At 53.5% G+C, this 21,033-nt stretch carries 23 protein-coding genes; 15 read left to right on the top strand and 8 right to left on the bottom strand.

What is annotated here, in order from left to right; all coding sequences use genetic code 11:
• Positions 1-420 precede the first annotated feature (420 nt).
• On the top strand, positions 421-3,789 hold the full coding sequence (gene rne, locus SERS4_RS0110250) for a ribonuclease E (protein WP_026142306.1): 3,369 nt from the start codon (positions 421-423) through the stop codon (positions 3,787-3,789).
• A 60-nt stretch (positions 3,790-3,849) separates the two neighbouring features.
• Here the strand turns inward: rne and SERS4_RS0110245 are convergent, their stop codons facing one another.
• Positions 3,850-4,137, bottom strand: coding sequence for a putative quinol monooxygenase (locus tag SERS4_RS0110245; RefSeq protein ID WP_017892416.1), 288 nt, complete (start codon positions 4,135-4,137; stop codon positions 3,850-3,852).
• Between the two features lie 224 nt (positions 4,138-4,361).
• On the opposite strand from SERS4_RS0110245, the gene pyrC reads away from it, so the two are divergent.
• The 7 genes from pyrC to SERS4_RS26235 all read left to right on the top strand — a co-directional run bounded on the left by pyrC (position 4,362) and on the right by SERS4_RS26235 (position 8,947).
• Complete coding sequence (gene pyrC / locus SERS4_RS0110240; protein ID WP_017892415.1) at positions 4,362-5,408, top strand: dihydroorotase; 1,047 nt, start codon at positions 4,362-4,364, stop codon at positions 5,406-5,408.
• Between the two features lie 80 nt (positions 5,409-5,488).
• Positions 5,489-5,728, top strand: a complete 240-nt coding sequence (dinI, locus tag SERS4_RS0110235; protein WP_017892414.1) for a DNA damage-inducible protein I — start codon at positions 5,489-5,491, stop codon at positions 5,726-5,728.
• Between the two features lie 137 nt (positions 5,729-5,865).
• Complete coding sequence (locus SERS4_RS0110230) at positions 5,866-6,144, top strand: hypothetical protein (protein WP_012006319.1); 279 nt, start codon at positions 5,866-5,868, stop codon at positions 6,142-6,144.
• A 199-nt stretch (positions 6,145-6,343) separates the two neighbouring features.
• Positions 6,344-6,598: a biofilm formation regulator BssS gene (gene bssS / locus SERS4_RS0110225; RefSeq protein ID WP_012006318.1), complete on the top strand. Its 255-nt coding sequence runs from the start codon at positions 6,344-6,346 to the stop codon at positions 6,596-6,598.
• Between the two features lie 143 nt (positions 6,599-6,741).
• A complete protein-coding gene (solA, locus tag SERS4_RS0110220; RefSeq protein ID WP_017892413.1) occupies positions 6,742-7,857 on the top strand; it encodes an N-methyl-L-tryptophan oxidase in 1,116 nt (371 codons plus the stop codon).
• A gap of 226 nt (positions 7,858-8,083) precedes the next feature.
• Positions 8,084-8,710: a LuxR C-terminal-related transcriptional regulator gene (locus tag SERS4_RS0110215; protein WP_012006316.1), complete on the top strand. Its 627-nt coding sequence runs from the start codon at positions 8,084-8,086 to the stop codon at positions 8,708-8,710.
• Positions 8,711-8,830: 120 nt separating this feature from the next.
• The gene (locus tag SERS4_RS26235; protein WP_012006315.1) at positions 8,831-8,947 is read left to right on the top strand and encodes a DUF2770 family protein; all 117 of its coding nucleotides are present in this window, start codon (positions 8,831-8,833) and stop codon (positions 8,945-8,947) included.
• A gap of 109 nt (positions 8,948-9,056) precedes the next feature.
• On the opposite strand, the gene SERS4_RS0110205 is transcribed toward SERS4_RS26235, so the two are convergent.
• Positions 9,057-10,109, bottom strand: coding sequence for an AI-2E family transporter (locus SERS4_RS0110205; protein WP_017892412.1), 1,053 nt, complete (start codon positions 10,107-10,109; stop codon positions 9,057-9,059).
• 425 nt (positions 10,110-10,534) lie between these two features.
• Between SERS4_RS0110205 and SERS4_RS0110200 the strand changes: the two genes are divergently transcribed.
• Both SERS4_RS0110200 and SERS4_RS0110195 read left to right on the top strand, forming a co-directional pair.
• Positions 10,535-11,089: a cytochrome b gene (locus tag SERS4_RS0110200; protein WP_012006313.1), complete on the top strand. Its 555-nt coding sequence runs from the start codon at positions 10,535-10,537 to the stop codon at positions 11,087-11,089.
• Between the two features lie 23 nt (positions 11,090-11,112).
• A complete protein-coding gene (locus SERS4_RS0110195) occupies positions 11,113-11,691 on the top strand; it encodes a YceI family protein (RefSeq protein ID WP_012006312.1) in 579 nt (192 codons plus the stop codon).
• A gap of 42 nt (positions 11,692-11,733) precedes the next feature.
• On the opposite strand, the gene SERS4_RS0110190 is transcribed toward SERS4_RS0110195, so the two are convergent.
• The gene (locus SERS4_RS0110190; protein WP_012006311.1) at positions 11,734-12,804 is read right to left on the bottom strand and encodes a rhodanese-related sulfurtransferase; all 1,071 of its coding nucleotides are present in this window, start codon (positions 12,802-12,804) and stop codon (positions 11,734-11,736) included.
• A gap of 175 nt (positions 12,805-12,979) precedes the next feature.
• On the opposite strand from SERS4_RS0110190, the gene SERS4_RS0110185 reads away from it, so the two are divergent.
• A complete protein-coding gene (locus tag SERS4_RS0110185; RefSeq protein ID WP_017892411.1) occupies positions 12,980-14,077 on the top strand; it encodes an NADH:flavin oxidoreductase/NADH oxidase in 1,098 nt (365 codons plus the stop codon).
• A gap of 18 nt (positions 14,078-14,095) precedes the next feature.
• On the opposite strand, the gene SERS4_RS0110180 is transcribed toward SERS4_RS0110185, so the two are convergent.
• Positions 14,096-14,257, bottom strand: coding sequence for a hypothetical protein (locus SERS4_RS0110180; RefSeq protein ID WP_017892410.1), 162 nt, complete (start codon positions 14,255-14,257; stop codon positions 14,096-14,098).
• Positions 14,258-14,533: 276 nt separating this feature from the next.
• Between SERS4_RS0110180 and SERS4_RS0110175 the strand changes: the two genes are divergently transcribed.
• The 4 genes from SERS4_RS0110175 to SERS4_RS0110160 all read left to right on the top strand — a co-directional run bounded on the left by SERS4_RS0110175 (position 14,534) and on the right by SERS4_RS0110160 (position 19,310).
• Entirely contained in the window at positions 14,534-15,454 is a 921-nt protein-coding gene (locus tag SERS4_RS0110175; RefSeq protein ID WP_017892409.1) for a Kdo(2)-lipid IV(A) acyltransferase, read from the top strand.
• Positions 15,455-15,558: 104 nt separating this feature from the next.
• On the top strand, positions 15,559-15,843 hold the full coding sequence (locus SERS4_RS0110170) for a YciI family protein (protein WP_017892408.1): 285 nt from the start codon (positions 15,559-15,561) through the stop codon (positions 15,841-15,843).
• A 201-nt stretch (positions 15,844-16,044) separates the two neighbouring features.
• Entirely contained in the window at positions 16,045-17,280 is a 1,236-nt protein-coding gene (gene mdtG / locus SERS4_RS0110165) for a multidrug efflux MFS transporter MdtG (protein ID WP_017892407.1), read from the top strand.
• A gap of 476 nt (positions 17,281-17,756) precedes the next feature.
• The gene (locus tag SERS4_RS0110160; protein ID WP_017892406.1) at positions 17,757-19,310 is read left to right on the top strand and encodes a peptide MFS transporter; all 1,554 of its coding nucleotides are present in this window, start codon (positions 17,757-17,759) and stop codon (positions 19,308-19,310) included.
• 48 nt (positions 19,311-19,358) lie between these two features.
• Here the strand turns inward: SERS4_RS0110160 and SERS4_RS0110155 are convergent, their stop codons facing one another.
• Genes SERS4_RS0110155 through SERS4_RS0110140 form a run of 4 tightly spaced genes read right to left on the bottom strand, consistent with a single transcriptional unit; the run spans position 19,359 to position 20,923 of the window.
• Complete coding sequence (locus SERS4_RS0110155; protein WP_017892405.1) at positions 19,359-19,757, bottom strand: VOC family protein; 399 nt, start codon at positions 19,755-19,757, stop codon at positions 19,359-19,361.
• Positions 19,757-20,176 (bottom strand): YeeE/YedE family protein, encoded by a 420-nt coding sequence (locus tag SERS4_RS0110150; RefSeq protein ID WP_017892404.1) that lies wholly within the window; start codon positions 20,174-20,176, stop codon positions 19,757-19,759. Before SERS4_RS0110150 ends, SERS4_RS0110155 begins: the two co-directional genes overlap by 1 nt.
• A gap of 4 nt (positions 20,177-20,180) precedes the next feature.
• On the bottom strand, positions 20,181-20,615 hold the full coding sequence (locus SERS4_RS0110145) for a YeeE/YedE family protein (RefSeq protein ID WP_017892403.1): 435 nt from the start codon (positions 20,613-20,615) through the stop codon (positions 20,181-20,183).
• Positions 20,612-20,923 carry a helix-turn-helix transcriptional regulator gene (locus tag SERS4_RS0110140; RefSeq protein WP_017892402.1) on the bottom strand — a complete coding sequence of 104 codons (312 nt, stop codon included), beginning with the start codon at positions 20,921-20,923 and terminating at the stop codon, positions 20,612-20,614. The genes SERS4_RS0110145 and SERS4_RS0110140 overlap by 4 nt, the downstream gene beginning before the upstream one ends.
• Positions 20,924-21,033: the final 110 nt, after the last annotated feature.

Raw genomic sequence — 21,033 nt, 5'->3', positions numbered from 1 at the left:
GCAGTTAAGGAAAAGTCACCTTGCTATAACAGTATCAGCAGTGGAATAATGCGTTTACTTTCCACGTTGATTCTCGTTAAACAGGGAAAACTGTGGAATTATAAAATTTGTCTGATGGCACAAAAACGCAGCAATGGCGTAAGACGTAATGTGAAATCAAACAATTAGCGGGCTGCGGGTTGCAGCTTGGCCGGCAAACGGAATCAGATCTGTCGACGTAAATCAGAGGCTATTCCCCTAGTAAAAGTGCTGTTTTTCACAAAGAAATACAGGCTTACCGAGATAATGCGCCCCTATGCAGGCGACAACCGTGAGGTTGACGGCTTTGCGAGAAGACACGGGGTTTTCGGTTTTAATCCGGCCATGAGGTTATTTTGCCCGCAGCTTTGTCGATAATGTAAAAATAACGAGTAAGTTAAGATGAAAAGAATGTTGATTAACGCAACTCAGCAGGAAGAGTTGCGTGTTGCCTTGGTAGATGGACAGCGGCTGTATGATTTGGATATTGAAAGTCCGGGTCATGAACAGAAAAAAGCGAATATTTACAAAGGCAAAATCACTCGTATAGAACCAAGTCTTGAAGCAGCGTTCGTAGATTACGGCGCCGAACGACATGGTTTCCTCCCTCTTAAAGAAATCTCTCGCGAATATTTCCCAAGTAACTACTCTTCTCATGGTCGCCCAAACATCAAAGATGTGCTGCGCGAAGGCCAGGAAGTGATCGTTCAGGTTGATAAAGAAGAACGTGGTAACAAAGGCGCTGCCTTGACCACCTTCATCAGCCTGGCCGGCAGTTATCTGGTGCTGATGCCGAACAACCCACGTGCCGGTGGTATTTCACGCCGCATTGAGGGTGACGACCGCACCGAACTGAAAGAAGCTCTTTCTTCCCTGCAACTGCCAGATGGCATGGGTCTGATTGTTCGCACCGCGGGCGTGGGCAAATCTGCCGATGCGCTGCAGTGGGATCTGTCATTCCGCCTGAAGCACTGGGAAGCGATTAAAAAAGCCGCTGAAGGCCGCGCTGCGCCATTCCTGATTCATCAGGAAAGCAACGTTATCGTGCGTGCATTCCGCGACTACCTGCGCCCGGACATCGGCGAAATCCTGATCGACAATCCAAAAGTTCTCGATCTGGCCAAAGAGCACATCGCTGCCCTGGGCCGTCCGGATTTCAGCAGCAAGATCAAACTGTACAGCGGCGAAATCCCTCTGTTCAGCCATTATCAAATCGAATCCCAAATTGAATCCGCTTTCCAGCGTGAAGTTCGCCTGCCTTCCGGCGGTTCGATCGTTATCGATTCCACCGAAGCGCTGACCGCTATCGATATCAACTCCGCGCGAGCAACCCGCGGCGGCGATATCGAAGAGACTGCGTTCAACACCAACCTGGAAGCGGCGGATGAGATTGCTCGCCAGCTGCGTCTGCGTGACCTTGGCGGCCTGATCGTTATCGACTTTATCGATATGACCCCGGTTCGCCATCAACGTGAAGTGGAAAACCGTCTGCGTGACGCCGTCCGTCAGGACCGTGCCCGTATCCAAATCGGTCGCATTTCCCGTTTCGGCCTGCTTGAGATGTCACGTCAGCGCCTCAGCCCATCACTGGGTGAATCCAGCCATCACGTCTGCCCGCGCTGTAACGGCACCGGCACCATCCGTGATAACGAATCGCTGGCACTTTCCATTCTTCGTCTGATCGAAGAAGAAGCGCTGAAAGAAAATACCAAAGAAGTTCACGCCATCGTGCCAGTACAGGTGGCATCTTACCTGCTGAACGAAAAGCGTGAATCGGTGAGCGCGATCGAAAAACGTCAGGGTGGCGTGAAAGCGATCATCGTGCCGAACGATCAGATGCAAACCCCGCACTACTCGGTACTGCGCGTGCGTAAGGGCGAAGAAACACCAACCCTGAGCTACCTGTTGCCGAAACTGCATGAAGAAGAGATGGCCCAGCCGCTGGAAGATGCACCGATGGAGCGCAAGCGTCCGGAGCAACCTGCACTGGCTTCGTTCTCTCTGGCTGCAGATGCCCCACCACCAGCAGAAGAACCTGTTGTGGCGCAAGCTACCGTCGCCGCTACTGCTACCAAGCAAACCGCACCAGCCGCTGCCAAGCCGGGCCTGTTGGGCCGTCTGTTCGGTGGTCTGAAAGCGCTGTTTGCCGGTGAAGAGCAGCCGGTTGTCGAAGCCAAACCTGTGGTTGAAGCGCCGAAGTCTGAAGGCAACGGTGAAAACCGCCGTCAGGATCGTCGTGGTCAACGTCGTCAGGGTACCGGTCGTAAAGATCGTGGTGAGCGCGGAGAACGTGGTGAGCGTGGCGATCGTCCAGAACGTGGCGAGCGTAAAGAGCGCGGTGAAGGTCGTGATAACCGTGAGCCGCGTGAAAATCGCGAACCTCGCGACAACCGCGAAGGCCGTGAAACACGCGAAGTGCGTGATGAGCAGCGTCGTAACCGCCGTAATGCGCCACAAACCACTGCTGCCGTAACCGAAGAGCCGCTGTCTGAAGAAGCCGCCAAGGCACAGCGCGAAGAGCAGCAACAGCGCCGTGACCAACGTGCCGAACGCCAGCGTCGTCGTCAGGAAGAGAAACGTCAGGCTCAGCAGGAAGTGGCCGCGCTGGAAAGCGTAGAAACCACAACCCCTGCCAACGCCAGCGTTGACGAAGATCTCGAAGAACGTCAGATGCAGAACATGCAGCGTCGTCAGCGCCGTCCTCTGTCACAGAAAGTTCGCGTGCTGTCTGCGGAAGAAGAACTGCATCGTGCAGCGGAAGAACTGCTGGCGCCAAAAGCACCGGTAGTGAAAGCCCAGGACGTGAAGCCGGCCCAGGTTGAAGACAGCGTTAAACTGCTGCCGGAAACCCTTGAAGCTCCGGGCGAAGATGATGCACAGGATAACCGCGCTAACGGCGAAAACGGCATGCCACGCCGCTCACGTCGTTCTCCACGCCACCTGCGTGTCAGCGGTCAACGTCGTCGCCGTTACCGTGACGAGCGTTACCCTACCCAGTCGCCAATGCCGCTGGCAGGTGCTTTCGCCTCTCCAGAGATGGCTTCCGGCAAGGTGTGGGTGAGTTACCCTGTCACACAAACCGCGCAAGTGATTGAAGAAGCAGAAGTTCAGACTGAAGCTGTTGAAATCGCTGCCGACAACGTCATGGCACAGGAAGCCGTCAGCGTAGCCGCTCCGGTTATTGCCCAAGCCGTTGCGCCGGTGATCGAACCAGAAGTTGTGGCCCCGGCAGAAGAACCAGCCCAACCGGTTGTTGAAACCGCTGAGCCGGCAATGGCTGCCCAGGCAGAAGAAACCCCGGCAGCACCGGTGGCTGAAGCACCTGCAGTGGTAGAAGAAACCGCGGTGGTTGAAGCTGCACCGGTGGTAGAGGAAGCCCCTGCGGTTGAACCTGCCCCAGTGGTTGAAGAAACGCCAGTCGCTCCAGCAGCAACCGTTGCTGAAGAAACTGTCGCTGAACCAGCTCCGGTGTTCGTTGAGCCCGTCGTTGAAGCCGCACCAGTGCAGGAAGTTGCTGCCGCGGTAGTGGTCGAAGAAAAAGCGCCGGTTGTGCAACAGCAACCAGTGCCAGTGGCAGATGTGCTGTATAAACACATCGCTACTGCGCCAATGACCAAGGCTCCTGCGCCGGACTATGTACCGGAACAGCAGCAGCAAAGTGATTGGCAGCGCCCTTCCTTCAACTTCGAAGGCAAAGGTTCTGCGGGTGGTCATGCGGCGGCAAACCAGGCTACCGCACCGGCAACCAAACCGCAGCCGGTTAACGATTAAGTTAATCTGCTCCGATAAAAAAACCCGCCTAGGCGGGTTTTTTATTGCCGAAAAATCGGCTCAGGCTATTTTCTTCAACTGTTTGATATCCAGCGAGTCCAGCTTGCCCTCTAACTGGCTGACGAAATGTTTGAAATGCTCGGTGGCATTGTGTTTTTCCAGTGCCTCAGCGCTTGCCCAACGCTCAAAAAATACGAAGGTACCCGGCTTTTCCAGATCGCGGTGCAGATCATATTGCAGGTTGCCCAGTTCCTGGCGGCTTGGATCGATAATCGCATGCACTACATCGCTGACGACGGACACAAACTCGGGTTTAGCCTGTAAGGTGGCAATAACACGTACTTCCATTTCTCTCTCCCATTCCACATGATTAACGTTGATAACCTGACAGTTATGACGCAGGTATCATTCAAATCCCTGTCACTATGCCCCCGATAGCCAACTGATTTCAACTTGCCGTGAACAAACAGATGCATCGCAAGCGCTTTACGCTTATCCTTACACCCCGGCGTGAATAACCCCCATTATTCGCTTTTACGTAGACCCGTTTCTAACCGCCGGAGCCTTGCAACATGACCGCACAACCTCAAGCCCTAAAAATTCGCCGCCCTGACGACTGGCACATCCATCTGCGCGATGACGACATGCTGAAAACGGTATTGCCTTATACCAGTCAGGTCTTTGGCCGGGCGATTGTGATGCCGAACCTGGCTCCGCCAATTACTACCGTCGCCGCGGCTTGCGCTTATCGTGACCGTATTCTGGCAGCGGTCCCTCAGGGACATGATTTCACCCCGCTGATGACCTGTTACCTGACCAATTCACTGGATGCAGCCGAACTGGTCAACGGGTTTGAGCAAGGCGTGTTCACCGCCGCCAAACTGTACCCGGCCAATGCCACTACCAATTCCAGCCACGGCGTCAGCGATGTGAAAGCCATTTACCCGCTGTTCGAGCAAATGCAGAAAATCGGCATGCCACTGTTGATTCACGGTGAAGTGACCGATGCCGCCGTTGATATTTTCGATCGCGAGGCTCGCTTTATTGAGCAGGTCATGGAGCCGATTCGTCAGCAGTTCCCAGAGCTGAAAATCGTCTTCGAGCACATCACCACCAAAGAAGCGGCGCAGTACGTGCAGGAAGGCAATCGTTTTCTTGGCGCGACCATCACCCCTCAGCACCTGATGTTTAACCGCAACCACATGCTGGTTGGCGGTATCCGTCCGCACCTGTTCTGCCTGCCAATCCTGAAACGCAATATTCACCAGGACGCACTGCGCAAAGCCGTTGCCAGCGGTTCGGATCGCTTCTTCCTCGGCACCGACTCCGCACCACATGCCAAACACCGCAAGGAATCAAGCTGCGGTTGCGCCGGCGTATTCAACGCTCCCAATGCGATCCCGGCTTACGCCAGCGTGTTCGAGCAACTCGGTGCACTGGATCATCTGGAAGCCTTCTGCTCATTGAACGGCCCGCGTTTTTATGGCCTGCCGGTCAATACCGATTTCATCGAGCTGCAACGCGTAGCGACGACTCAGCCGGAAGAGATCGCCATGGGCAGCGAAACGGTCATTCCATTCCTGGCCGGGGAGAGTCTGAGCTGGTCGGTGAAAGCATAATTATCTTTTTTTAATCCAGCCTCTTGCCCCCGCGTACGGTTAACTGTATAAATATCCAGTAAATCGCTTCGGGGGCAATTATGCGTGTTGAAGTCACTATAGATAAAACCAAACCGCTACCGTCAGGGGCCATCGAAGCTCTGACCAGTGAGTTGAGCAAGCGGGTAAACCGCCTGTTTCCAGACACTGTGGTTCAGGTCCGTTATGCCGGTTCCAATGGGCTTTCGGTACTGGGCGGCCTGAAAACAGATAAAGATCTGATCGCGGACATTCTCCAGGAAACCTGGGAAAGTGCTGACGATTGGTTTAGCGCAGAATAATACTGCAATGTAGTTTTTGCCGGGGGTCGCTCTCCGGCTTTTTTGTATTTGAAACCCGGCACAACGCGGTTTAATTTTTCGCTGGAAGAAAAGCCTTATCTGGTCTGTACTGAATGCTTTAACAGGAGGTATTTAAGATGGCCCCGGACAAGGTAAAAACCGAAGAAGCGATGACCTTTGGCGAACTGCTGGCGCTGATTGCCGACCAAAAACGGCGTTTGAGCGTGCTGGAGGTGGCATTTTCCTATCTGGCTTTTGGTCTGGACGACAAAGCCAATCAATTGCTAATTCACAGTTTGAAGCTGGAATCGCAAAACCAAAATCGTGATGCCGAAACCCAGCAGCACTTTGCCCATCTGGCCCTCGAGCTGGAAAAACGATTGCACAGTGTTCCACGCCCTCCCGATGTTGAATGAATGTGATGTCTCCGTTCCCACGTCTTTGCGTACCGACGTGTAGAATAATCACTCAAATAAATAATTATTTTTGCAAAAGAAGGCAGGAAAGTCTCCACCGCTGTAGCCAGATGCGTATACTGTAATTGCTCACATGATGATGGGCCGCATTGATCCTCGTTAGTCACTCACGGTAGTCACTACTCAATAAGGGGTCTTTATGGACAGAAATGATGAAGTAATTCAGACACACCCGCTTGTTGGTTGGGATATCAGTACTGTCGACGCTTATGACGCCATGATGATACGCCTTCATTACCTGTCTTCACGAGATCAGACACCCGAAGATGCCCAAGTAGACAGAACGCTTTGGCTCACCACAGATGTCGCACGTCAATTAATCAATATATTAGAAGCCGGCATCGCCAAGATTGAAGCAACGGATTACCAGGACCTTGATCGTAAAAAGCACTAATTCACTGTACCAAAATGCCTAAGGCGCCAGCGATTATCTCTGGCGCCTTTTTCTTTGTCTGCGAGCGGCACAACGGGTGCATTGCGGCTTCCAACCTTTTATCATAACGAAACAGCAACGTACTAACAGAGAGGGTATGGCACGTGGAATATGACTTAATTGTTGTGGGCAGCGGTTCGGTAGGCGCGGCGGCAGGTTACTATGCGACACGGGGCGGCCTGAAAGTATTAATGATCGACAGCGCCATGCCCCCACACCGTAACGGCAGCCACCACGGCGATACCCGCATCATCCGCCATGCTTACGGTGAAGGCGAAAAATATGTGCCGCTGATCCTGCGAGCCCAGGCCTTATGGAATGCCCTGATTAAACAAACTGGCGAAGAACTGTTCCAGGACTGCGGCGTTCTGAATATGGGGCCGCAGGATTCTGAATTTATCAACAACGCCCAGCACAGTGCACAAAAATTCCGCCTCAATACGCAAAGCCTTAGCGCAGAACAGATTAACCAGCGCTGGCCGGAATTCAATGCGCCGGAAGGCTACGTGGGGGTGTTTGAGCCTGACGCCGGGTTCCTGCGCTCGGAACAGGCCGTTGCCAGTTTCATCAAACTGGCTAAAGATGCCGGCTGCGGCCAGTTGTTTAATTGCCCGGTTAGCGCAGTCCAGCCGATTGACGGCGGTGTGGAAGTGATCACCCCAGAAGGCCGCTTTCAGGGGCGTAAAGCCGTGGTCACCGCAGGGACCTGGGTTAAAGCCCTGCTGCCACAGTTACCGATCGCGCCACTGCGGAAGGTTTTTTCATGGCATCAGGCGGATGGCCGTTACAGCGTCAACAACCGTTTCCCGGCATTCACCGTCGAAGCGCAGGACGGCAACCACTATTACGGGTTTCCCGCCGACAATGACGGCTTGAAAGTGGGTAAACACGATGGTGGCCAACCAATGGAGACACCGGATCAGCGCAAACCTTTTGGCAGTTTCACCACGGATGGAACTGAGGTTTTCCATTTTCTGCGCCAATTTTTACCGGGTGTAGGGGTATGTTTACACGGTGAAGCATGCAGTTATGATATGAGTCCTGATGAAGATTTCATTATCGATACCCTGCCAGGATGCGATCGCTTAATGGTCATCAGCGGCCTGAGCGGCCATGGTTTCAAGTTTGCCAGCGTGTTAGGTGAGATCGCCGCACTCTTTGCTGAAGATAAAACCCCACCGGTGGATATCACTCCTTTCTCACTGAAACGCTTCATTTAACCCTTTCTTGCTGACTTAATCGCAGCCGCCAACGCGCGCTGGCTGCGGTTTAGCCTTTTAGTTACATTCCGAAATCATCATAGTAATCTGAAATCTATCGTAAAAAATATTTCAACGGAAATTTCTGGCGTAAGTATCCGGATTTCCGAATTGATCCCCTGTGGTGTAAGTTCTATTTTACAGCTGATATACCCCTGCTAATTCTTCGAACAACAAGGACGTCACCATGAAACTGCTTGTCGTGGACGAATGCTGCTTCACTCGGGTCGGGATAGATAACTATTTTACGGACAATGTTTTCGCCCAGATAAAGTGTTGCCACAGCCTGGAACAGGCGACTCCCCTGCTGGAGCACTACCGCCCCAGTCATATCCTGGTCAACCTGACCAAACATTGCCGTCATAGTGAAGATGATGCCCAACTGCAGGCTTTTATTGAAGCCACCCCATCGGCATTGCTGTTCATTTACCTGGACACCCCCTATCCCTATAGCGAAGCGCCAATGCGTATCGCCGACCATGCTTTCCTGTTCAATAAAGCCACGCTGCCGGTGACATTACGCATGATGCGGGAAAAACCGGTGTCACTGATGGATTGCAGCGTTGAACATTCGCTGTTCAGCCCGCAGGAACTGACGGTAATGAAGCACTGGATGGCGGAAATGCCCAATTACCGCATCGCAAAAAAGCTGCAAATCAGCTCGCACACCGTCTATGTTCACAAGCGGCATATCACAGAGAAAATAAACGCCCGCAACCGGCTGGAATTTTATTCGCTGTATAACGTGCTACGTTACTTCTACCCGCCAAGTGTTTCTGCCAGCCCGATGTCATTGTCCTTACTGGCGGTATGATCAAGGTAGGCTGATTTTAGCGGTGAAATTAGCCTATCTACACGCTTTGCACTATCGGCAGTATTAACGCTGTCCGCAAAAATCTATACTCTGCCAGTCCCTATCTTTTGGCTGGTGAGAATGCTAAACAAAATACTGTCGGCGATCGTCAACAACGTACGCGAACATCTGGTGCTGTATATCTGCCTGTGGCTGGTGTTGTTGGCGCTGGACGTCTATTTCTTCTTTATGCCTTAATTCATGTTGCCCACTTTTCCCCGCTTGTGCTTTAACCGTTTTTGCCCCCCGGAGCAGGTCCCTGGCTATGAAGGCCTTGGTGTCGTGATAAGTCAGGGAAAAGTTTTCTTTACTCCGGAGTAAGCGGTTTACCCGGCTGGCCATCACCGAGAATCACCGCCAATTTATGCCCACCTTCGGTGGTCTCCAGCGCGATACGGGTAATAATGGTCAGGGGCACCGACAGCAACATCCCCACCGGCCCCATCAGCCATCCCCAGAAGATCAATGACAGGAACACCACCAGCGTTGACAGCCCCAGCCCGCGCCCCATCACACGCGGCTCCAGCATATTGCCAATCACCAAATTGATGGTGATAAAGCCTGCGGCCACTACCAGAGCATCGCCAAATCCGTTAAATAACAGAGCCTGAATCAGCGGCGGAACGGCGGCGATCACCGAGCCAATATTGGGAATATAATTCAGCAGGAACGCCAGAAGCCCCCAGATAAAGGCAAAACGCACATCAATAACCGCAAGGAAGGCCCATACGATAATCCCGGTCGCCAGACTAATCGCCGTTTTGATCAGCAGATAACGGGTAACGCCGTCCAGCGCTCGCTGTATATTGGCCATACCTTCACTTGGCTTATCCAACGCCTGCTGCAATTTGTAAGGTAATAGCTGCACTTCGAACAGCATAAATACCACAGTCATCAGCAATAGGAAGATATTGGTCATCGCGCCGGAAAACCGGCTCAACAGGCGAGTGATCAGATTCATCGCCGCACTGGGATCGACGTACTGCAACATCGCCTCGGTGGAAATGGTAATTTTGAAGCGGTCGGCGTAGTGCTGCAGTTCGCTCAATTTCTCCAGCATCAAACCGCGATACTGCGGCAATGAACGAGCAAACTCGTTCAGAGATGCCCCCAGCACACCGACAAATAACAACAGCAATACCACCACGACCACCACCAGCAAGCTCACACCCAGCACCCGGGGTATCCGCCAACGTTCGAGCTGTGCCACCAGCGGATTGAGCACCATCGCGAGGAACAATGCCAGCAGGAAGGGCACCACAACATCCACGGCCGCTTTCACACCGGCAAGAATAATCACCAACATCGCCAGCATAATGGCCAGCCGCAGGCTGCGATCGGTCAACAGGGTTCGGCCCATACATTTCCTTTGCGTTAATAGCGCAGGCCCAAAGGGCCATCAAATGAGTGTTATGTTAGCAAACTCTCCCCTTAGGCCGCAGAGGTATTACTCCGCGAAATAAAATCCCCGTGTTGCCAAATCCTGGCTGGAAATATTCGACAATCTTGACTAGGGTTTATTTGTTAAAAAAATTCACGGCACTTACGCAACATGACAAAAGTTGACAATAATATATAAATCCCTTTATTTTCAATTCATAACATAAAAAATAATACGTCCACACAGTAATCACTTCAACGATTTCACTGATTGACTTAACGCTATCTCAGCCAAATTCTCTGATTAATATCATTAAGAAGTAACATAGTTAAATTTATTATTGATTTTATGTTTCTTAAAGTTTAATTATTGCAGCCGGATAATGAGGATAGTAAGGAAACAGGATGCTGTGGAAAAATACCGCCAATCGTTTTGGTCATATTTCAGTGCTGATCCACTGGCTGGTTGCACTGACGGTGTACGGCATGTTTGCCCTGGGACTCTGGATGGTCACACTGGGATATTACGATGTCTGGTATCACCAGGCACCGGAGATTCATAAAAGCATCGGGACACTGCTGTTTATCGTTATGGTGGTTCGGGTCATTTGGCGTTTCGTTTCACCGCCGCCCAAACCTTTGGCCAGCTACGGTCGTTTTACTCGTGTCAGCGCGATCCTCGCCCATCTGGCGTTATATGTCGTGTTGTTCAGCATTCTAATCAGCGGCTATCTGATCTCTACCGCTGACGGTCAACCGATCAGCGTTTTTGGCTGGTTCGACATCCCCGCTACCGTCACCGGTATGGCGGAACAGGCCGATACGGCCGGTACCATCCATCTTTACCTGGCCTGGGTCGTGGTAGTGCTTTCGGTATTGCACGGTCTGGCTGCGCTTAAACATCACTTTGTTGATCGTGATGTTACTTTGAAACGGATGCTGGGTAGCAGCGCCGATTAACCTTTGGATTTATGGAGATTGCCATGTTGAAGAAAACCGTACTGGGCCTGACCGCAGGCGCAATGCTGCTGAGCGCCGGTTCCGCGCTGGCTGCCGACTACAAGATTGACAAACAGGGGCAGCACGCCTTTATCGAGTTCCGTATCCAGCACCTGGGTTACAGCTGGCTGTACGGTACCTTCAAGGATTTTGACGGCGGCTTCACCTTCGACGAAAAAGATCCGTCCAAGGACAAGGTTAACGTCACGATCAACACCGCCAGCGTCGATACCAACCACGCTGAACGTGACAAACACCTGCGCAGCGCCGAGTTCCTGAACGTGGAAAAGAACAAACAGGCCAAGTTTGAATCCACCGAAGTGAAAAAGAACGGCGAAGGTTATGCGGTGGTCGGTAACCTGACGTTGAACGGCGTGACCAAACCGGTCACACTGGACGCCAAACTGATCGGTCAGGGCAACGACCCGTGGGGCGGTTACCGTGCCGGCTTTGAAGCCAACGGTAAAATCAAGCTGAAAGACTTTGGCATCACTACCGATCTCGGCCCGGCATCGCAGGACGTGGAACTGATTATTTCTGTGGAAGGCGTTCGCGCGAAGTAATGCTTACTAAAGCGCGGCAATACTGCCGCGCTTATCAACAACTCAGTTTGCCGAGTCTTTATCTTCTTCCGGTGCCGGAATATGCATCGTGGTCTGCAATAACCCTTTCGACTTATTGAAGATCTTGATGCCATTCTCACGGCCTGCTCGCCGCGCACGCTGTTCTTCACGCGGTAACTTCAGCTCTTCACGGCAGATTTCGCTGCAGCAACCTTCAAATTTGGCCGCGCAGCTCGGGCACTGAATAAACAACAGGTGGCAGCCGTCATTCAGGCAGTTGGTGTGAGTATCGCAAGGCGCACCGCACTGATGACAATTGGCGATCACATCGTCAGAAATTCGCTCGCCCATACGCTCGTCAAACACAAAGTTTTTGCCAACAAACTTCAGCGGCAACCCCTGTTCTTTTGCCTTACGCGCATACTCGATAATGCCGCCTTCCACGTGATAGACGTTCTTGAAGCCGTTATGCAACATATAGGCACTGGCTTTTTCACAGCGGATCCCGCCGGTGCAGTACATGACAATATTTTTGTCTTTATTGTCCTGCAGCATCTCAACCGCCATCGGCAGTTGGTCACGGAAAGTGTCTGAAGGCACTTCGATAGCGTTTTCAAAGTGGCCGACTTCATATTCGTAATGGTTACGCATATCGACAAACAGCGTATCCGGATCGTCAATCATCTGATTAACGCGATCGGCTTGCAGATACTCACCGACATTCGCCGGGTTGAAACTCTCGTCATCGAGGCCGTCGGCAACGATGCGTTCACGCACTTTCAGGCGCAGCACCCAGAAGGATTTTCCATCGTCTTCCAGGGCGATATTCAGCCGAACCTGGTCCAGCGCCGGATGTGAGGCAAAGAGTGCGGCTTTGAACGCCTCGAATTTATTCTGCGGCACGCTGATTTGCGCGTTGATCCCCTCTTTCGCCACATAAATGCGGCCGAACACCTTCAGCTTGTCGAACTGAACGTACAGGCTGTCGCGAAACGCTTTGGGATCTTCGATGGTGAAGTATTTATAAAAAGAAACTGTGGTGCGCGGCTCGGTTTCCGCCAGCATGCGCGCCTTCAGTTCCTCATTAGAAATTCGGTTATGTAACACTGGCATGGTGTACTTTCCTGTCTTTCGGGAGGTGACTGATTTAAACACGCGCCGACCGCCGGCCCACGCGCGGCGCACATAATACCCGATGATGTGAAGCGCTGGCAACTTGACGCTGTTCGCAAATCCCTATACTCCTGACAGGAGTTCCCCCCCTATTATCACGGTTCAGGAGGATGTCATGAGTCAGCTATTTACCCCCATTACGCTGGGAAAACTGAATTTACCCAACCGTATTATTATTGCACCGATGTGCCAATATTCTGCCGACCACGGCAAAGCCACCGAGTGGCATACCCTGCACCTTGGGCATCTGTCCTTGTCCGGTGCCGGTCTGCTGATTGTCGAAGCCAGCGCGGTCGCCCCCGAAGGGCGCATTACACCCAGCGACCTCGGTTTGTGGGACGAGGCGACCGAACAGGCGCTGGCCGAGGTCGTGCGGGCGGTCAAAAAACACGCCACCATGCCACTGGGTATCCAGCTTGCCCATGCCGGTCGCAAAGCCTCCTGCGCAGTACCCTGGGCGGGCGGTGGCCAACTTAATGCCGCCAGCGGGGGCTGGCAGACGCTCTCTGCCTCTACCGTTCCTTTCGCACAGCAGGATGAGCCTCCAGCAGCAATGAGCCTGGAACAGATTAAACAACTGAAAGCGCAGTTTGTGGACGCGGCAAAACGCGCCGATCGGCTGGGTTTTGAATTAATTGAGCTGCATGGCGCACACGGCTACCTGTTGCACCAGTTCCTTTCACCAGTGGCCAATCAGCGCAACGACCAATACGGCGGTTCATTGCAAAACCGCATGCGCCTGCTGCTGGAGATTTTTACTGAAGTACGCGACGTATTTCCGGCGCACAAAGCGCTCGGCGTTCGGATTTCCGCCAGTGACTGGGTCGAAGGTGGCTGGGATGAACAGCAGTCGGTTACGCTGGCAAAAGCGCTGAAAGAGCTGGGTTGTGACTATATTCACGTTTCCAGCGGCGGCCTTTCCCCTTTGCAGAAGATCCCGGTGGGGCCTAATTATCAGGTCCCCTTTGCCGAAACCATCAAGCGGGAAAGCGGGCTGCCGACCATTGCGGTCGGGTTGATTACCGAGCCGGAACAGGCGGAAGCGATTGTCGCCACCGGCCAGGCCGATATGGTGGCGCTGGCACGCGGCATCCTTTATAACCCACGCTGGCCATGGCACGCCGCGGCGAAACTGGGTGAGAAAGTCAGCGCACCACCGCAATATTGGCGCTCTGAACCGCACGTATTGAAAGGCTTGTTTAAAAACGGCTAAAGCTACCGGGGCGGATGCTCAGCGCCCGCCCCGGCATTCGGTAAAACCGGAAATCACCGTTCCCGCAGCCAGGGCGATACCCGCCACCAGCAGCAACGGATTAAACTGCAGATGCGCCCCCAGGCTGCCCAGCAGTGCTCCGCTGACCAACAATCCCGCACTCAACCATGTAGCCAACATAAAAACCCCCTAACAAATTGCGCGAGATAATACGCGTCTGTCGAGTATGGATTTTATCCTTTAGAGCCATTTAGCTTAATTTCCGGCCACTTTATATCCGTTCATCATTAAAAATGATGTTTTAATGCGGTGCCTTTTCACGTTCTTCGATAAAAATGCCACAATAGCCGGTTATAAACGGCAGAAAATAAACGCTTGGTCAAAAATCCTTCGCAGGAGAGACCATTCGAGAACTCTGTTATTATCATTAAATGACTGCTTCTAAGCTGAGAACACATGACTCAAGTTCCTTCTTTTAATCGCTCTTTACTGCATCCACGTTATTGGCTCACCTGGCTCGGCATTGGTTTGCTTTACCTGTTGGTCTTGTTGCCTTATCCGATTATCTATCGCCTCGGCACTTCGTTGGGTCGTTTTTCCATGCGATTTCTCAAGCGCCGCGTGGCAATAGCCCAACGTAATCTGGTGCTGTGCTTCCCGGACATGCCGCAAGCCGAACGCGATGCGTTGGTGGTGCAAAATTTTGAATCCGTCGGTATGGGCCTGTTTGAAACCGGTATGGCGTGGTTTTGGCCAAACTGGCGTATCGAACGCTGGTTCCAGGTTAGCGGGCTGGAACATATTCAGAAGGCACGAGACAACCATCAGGGGGTTTTGCTGATCGGTCTGCACTTCCTGACGCTGGAACTGGGTGCCCGTATCTTTGGCATTCATAATCCAGGCATCGGCGTTTACCGGCCGCATGACAACAAGCTGATGGACTGGCTGCAGACCTGGGGCCGCATGCGTTCCAACAAATCGATGCTGGACCGTAAGGACGTGAAAGGCATGATCCGCGCGCTAAAGCAGGGGGACATCATCTGGTACGCCCCGGACCATGACTATGGCCCACGCAGCAGCGTGTTCGCCCCACTGTTTGCCGTAGAGAAAGCCGCCACCACCACCGGCAGCTACGTACTGGTGAGAATGGGCAAGCCGGCCATTATTCCCTTTACCCCGCGCCGCCTGCCGGATGCCAAAGGGTATGAGCTGATTATGCAGCCGGCGGTGGAAAACTTCCCGCTGGATAATGAGCTCGAGGCCGCCGCCTTTATGAATAAGGTGGTGGAGAAGGAAATCCTGATGGCGCCGGATCAGTACATGTGGCTGCACCGCCGCTTCAAAACCCGCCCGGAAGGCGAGCCTTCACTCTACTGACTTCTGACCCGCCGTTTGGCGGGTTAGTTTTTTATGCCGCAGATCTTGAGAATCGGCAGTAACGGTGGGATGGTAAAGTCTTCGTAGTTCATCCTGGAGCCGTTATGTACATCGTTAGCCTGACCTACCATCGCCCGATAGAAGAAGTCGACAGCCACCTCGAGGGGCATATCGCCTGGCTGAAAAAATATTTCCAGGACGGCACCTTCATCGCCTCCGGCCGTAAGAACCCGCGCACCGGTGGTGTGATCCTGGTAAAAGGTATCGAGCGCGCGCAGTTGGACATCATTGTCGGGCAAGATCCTTTCAACGCCGTAGCCCATTATGAAATTACCGATGTCGCCCTCTCCACCACCGCCAGTGGTTTTGAACTGCTTGCCGGGCTTTAAATTCGCCTTTTTTCCGCGCGTACAGCGCGGAATACTGCCAATATTCTATTTTTAAAACTTTATTTCATTTCCGGTATATCTCCCCCCACATCAATTGATGCCACCTATAATTAAGCGCATACTTACCAGGCTAACTTTTTTTGCTTTGCGCGACCGACTGCTCATGCAAACAAAGCCCTCTACCTTACGCAACAGGAACTTATGGCTCCGGCACCCGAACTCATCAACTGGAAACGCAATCTTTTTGTCGCCTGGCTGGGGTGTTTCCTCACCGGTGCCGCCTTCAGTCTGATCATGCCATTCCTGCCGCTGTATGTAGAAACCCTCGGTGTTACCGGCCACCAGGCACTGAACATGTGGTCTGGGCTGGTATTCAGCATTACCTTCCTGTTCTCTGCGATTGCCTCCCCATTCTGGGGCGGTTTGGCCGATCGCCGTGGGCGCAAGCTGATGCTGTTACGATCGGCGTTGGGCATGTCGATAGTGATGCTGCTGATGGGCATGGCGCAGAATATTTGGCAGTTTTTAGCGCTACGCGCGGTGCTGGGCCTGCTCGGCGGTTTTATCCCCAACGCCAATGCGCTGATTGCCACACAGGTGCCGCGCAATCGCAGCGGTTGGGCACTGGGTACCCTGTCCACCGGCGGCGTCAGCGGTGCATTGATTGGGCCGCTGATTGGCGGCCTGCTAGCCGACCAGTATGGCCTGCGGCCGGTGTTCTACATTACCGCCGGTGTGCTGCTGGCCTGCTTTGTTCTGACGCTGCTGTATGTCAAAGAACAGTTCACCCCGGTGCAGAAAAAAGACATGCTGCACGCCCGTCAGGTATTCGCGGCGCTAAAAAGCCCCAAGCTGATCCTCAGCCTGTTTGTCACCACCATGATTATTCAGATTGCCACCGGATCCATCGCACCGATCCTGACGCTGTACGTCCGTGATTTGGCCGGTGACATTCATAATCTGGCCTTTGTCAGCGGCCTGATCGCTTCAGTGCCGGGCGTCGCCGCGCTAATGAGTGCGCCACGGCTGGGCAAACTGGGCGACAGGATCGGCCCGGAGCGCATTCTGGTGTTTATGCTGATCGTATCGGTGCTGTTACTGATCCCGATGGCGTTTGTACAAACCCCGTGGCAACTCGGCGTACTTCGCTTCCTGCTAGGCGCTGCCGATGGCGCACTGCTGCCGGCGGTACAAACCTTGCTGATCTACAACTGCACCAATCAGGTTGCCGGGCGGATCTTCAGCTATAACCAATCGTTCCGCGATATCGGCAACGTCAGTGGCCCATTAATGGGGGCCGCCGTCTCCGCCAGTTATGGCTTCCGTGCAGTATTCTGCGTCACCGCTCTGGTGGTGCTGTTCAACGCCGTTTATTCCTGGTGGTGTTTGCAACGTCGCCCGACACGAATGAGAGAAGACACCCTGCAGGAAGAGTAATAGCCGTATTTATCACCACTTCCTTCACTAAAATGGGTCGACGGCCCGTTTACCCTACTTTTAGTATTGATACCTTTCACACCTGCCTTGCCGGCCACCCTCAGACAAATCTTAGTTTAATTGATTGTTTTTAAAAAAGTTATTAACTTTTAGCGCAATAAACCACCTGTCAATAACATTCCCTCCACAACCAACATAAAAACCAGGAAAGGAGATGTTTGTCGACTTTTCATCTAAAAAATGGGATACAGGGACTAGACAAAACCACCATCCAGTTATCAAATGGTTAAATAATATCACGCTCAATGTAAACCATTGGCCAAGTGAAAAAAGGCCGACGCGCTTTCCACGGTTAACGGGCGCTGCAGCTGCGGTTTTGTCGGGTAATCCGCACTGGGTGGATTACCTTCCTTAAATACACATACATACCACAGTATAAGCTGCATAAATGCGGCACATTTTATTGGGAAGACGTTATGCAATCCTCTGTTAATAACCAAGAAAGCCGGACCTTCTTCGGCCACCCTTATCCGCTGGGATCTCTGTTCTTTACCGAAATGTGGGAGCGGTTCTCGTTTTACGGCATTCGCCCATTACTGATCCTGTTTATGGCCGCGACGGTCTACGACGGCGGCATGGGGCTGGCACGTGAGAATGCCTCGGCAATTGTCGGTATTTTTGCCGGTAGCATGTATCTGGCAGCCCTGCCGGGCGGCTGGTTGGCCGATAACTGGCTGGGCCAGCAAAAAGCGGTCTGGTACGGCTCGATTCTGATCGCTCTCGGCCACCTGTCGATCGCGCTGTCCGCCTTTATGGGCAACAACCTGTTCTTTATCGGCCTGATGTTTATTGTGTTGGGTTCCGGCCTGTTCAAAACCTGTATCTCGGTGATGGTCGGTACGCTCTACAAGAAAGGCGACAACCGCCGCGACGGTGGCTTCTCACTGTTCTATATGGGCATCAACATGGGCTCGTTTATCGCCCCGCTGATCTCTGGCTGGCTGATTCGTTCCCACGGCTGGCACTGGGGCTTCGGCATCGGTGGTATCGGTATGCTGGTGGCGTTGGTGATCTTCCGCGTCTTTGCCGTACCGGCAATGAAGCGCTATGACAGCGAAGTAGGCCTGGACTCCACCTGGAACAGCCCGGTCGCCAAGAAAAACGGTGTCGGTGCCTGGTTGATTGCGCTGGCGGTCGGCGTGGCGGTGGTTATCACCCTGATTGCCCAGGGCATCATTGTGATTAACCCGGTAGCCGTGGCCAGCATGCTGGTTTATGTGATCGCGGCCTCGGTCACCCTGTACTTCATTTATCTGTTTGTGTTTGCCGGTCTGAGCCGTAAAGAGCGCGCCCGCCTGTTGGTCTGCTTTATCCTGCTGGTGTCAGCGGCCTTCTTCTGGTCAGCCTTCGAACAGAAACCGACCTCGTTCAACCTGTTCGCCAACGACTATACCAACCGTATGATTGGCGACTTCGAGATCCCGGCGGTGTGGTTCCAGTCCATCAACGCCCTGTTCATTATCCTGCTGGCACCGGTATTTAGCTGGGCATGGCCGGCTCTGGCGCGTAATAAAGTGCGCCTGAGCAGCATCACCAAGTTTGTTATCGGTATTCTGTTTGCCGCTGCGGGCTTTGGCCTGATGATGCTGGCCGCACAGAACGTGCTGAGCAACGGTGGTGCCGGCGTATCTCCGTTGTGGCTGGTGGGCAGTATTCTGATGCTGACGCTGGGCGAACTGTGCCTTAGCCCGATTGGGCTGGCAACCATGACCCTGTTGGCACCGGAAAGAATGCGTGGCCAGATGATGGGCCTGTGGTTCTGCGCCAGCGCACTGGGTAACCTGGCGGCCGGTCTGATTGGCGGCCATGTTAAAGCCGACCAGTTGGACATGCTGCCAGACCTGTTCGCACGCTGCTCGATTGCTCTGCTGATCTGTGCTGCGGTGCTGACCCTGCTGATCGTCCCGATCCGCCGGATGATGGAAAATACTCAGGGTAAAAGCGCACAGAAACCGGCAACCAACGCCTGATAACCGTTTCGCTTAACCCTTCAGCCAGCGCCCGGTGCGCTGGCTTTTTTATTGTTCCCACGCCCGCTGTTGCAGCACCACCCGGTAACCGTCCAGATCTTCGAACGTCCGTCCGCTATTGTCCCAATAGGGATTGTATGCCACGACATGCCGAAAACCTGCAGCCAGCATGCGCTGGCAACCGGCAAGCCATTCCTCCTCATTCGGCAAATAAAAGACCATCAGATGATCCTGTGTCGGCGCCTTCCCCACTTTCACACCGCGATGATGGGTAAACTCAAGGTGATAGCCGTGCTGCGGATGCCCGACCATCACGCCGTCGAATCCCTGATGATCGTCAAATTCACCCAATCGTTCGAACCCCAGTCCCTGACAATACATGGTAGCAATTTCCTGCAGACGGTCGGTCGGACGTGCAATACGCAGCACCGCGTTGGCTATTGGCATTATTTTCTCCGTATCAAGATGAATTCATACAGCGCCATGCCCACCAGCATGGCCGCCACGAACTGCCAGCCGGCCGAAGAACCGGCACCGGCGAGTACCCAGGCCGGTCCGGGGCAAATACCCGCCATGCCCCAACCGATACCAAACAGCGCGCTGCCTGCCAGCAAACGGCCATCGAGGCGGCGGTTGGCTGGGATCTGCATCTCTTCCCCCAACAAGGTACGCTGTCGCCTGCGCGCCCAGTAAAATGCCGGAGCGGCCACCGCAATGGCGCCCACCATCACCAGAGCCAATGAGGGATCCCAGTGGCCGGTAATATCGAGAAACGCCAATACCTTGGCCGGATTGGCCATCCCGGCAACGATCAGACCGAGGCCAAAAATGGCGCCACTCAGCAAAGCAAACAGGTATCTGAACATGCGATTAGCCTCCCACCCAGTGACGGACTGCCCATACCGTGGCAAAACCCAACAGCATAAATACCGCCGTGGCCGCCAGCGAACGCGGCGCCAGTCTCGCCGTGCCGCAAACCCCATGGCCGCTGGTGCAACCGCCACCCAACCTGGTACCCAAGCCAACCAACAAGCCGGCCAGCATCAGCCACAAACTGCTGCCGCTGACTGCCATGGCCGGTAAGGGTGCGGCGATACCATACAACCAGGGTGAAGCCAGCAACCCGACAAGAAATGCGACTCGCCAGGCTTTCTCTTTACCCTGGGGTGTCAACAGACCGCCGGTAATGCCGCTAATACCGGCGATACGGCCGTTAAACATCAGCAGCAGTACCACCGCGATGCCAATAATGCCTCCGCCGGCCAGGGCAGATACGGGCGTAAAATGCAGCCAGTCAATGGTCACGGTGTCTCTCCCGGTTGTGGGCAATAGAGTTGATACAGAGTGTTAAGTACTGCCAATGCCTTTTCATCACTCACGGCGTAGTAAATTTGCTTGCCTTCACGGCGTGTGGATACCAGCCCTTCCTGACGTAATACGCCCAACTGTTGTGAAAGCGTCGGCTGACGAATTTCCAACGCTTGCGCCAACTCCCCCACTGACATCTCGCCCTGGCTGAGCTGGCACAATAACAGTAGGCGATCCTCATTACCCAGCGTCCGCAGTAATGCTCCGGCCTGTGCCGCTGCCTGCCGCATGCTGTCGATATCCATGGCTTCCCCATACAATTTATAAAATAATATATTGTATATTTATAAACTATATTTCCCCACCGCACCATAGGCTGGTGTGAAAGGTTTCAGCATGGCATGCTGCCGTTACG

The organism is Serratia sp. S4, assembly GCF_000347995.1.
GTDB lineage: Bacteria > Pseudomonadota > Gammaproteobacteria > Enterobacterales > Enterobacteriaceae > Serratia > Serratia quinivorans.
The sequence above is the reverse complement of the archived record's forward strand: the minus strand, read 5'-3'. Positions and strand labels throughout refer to the sequence as shown.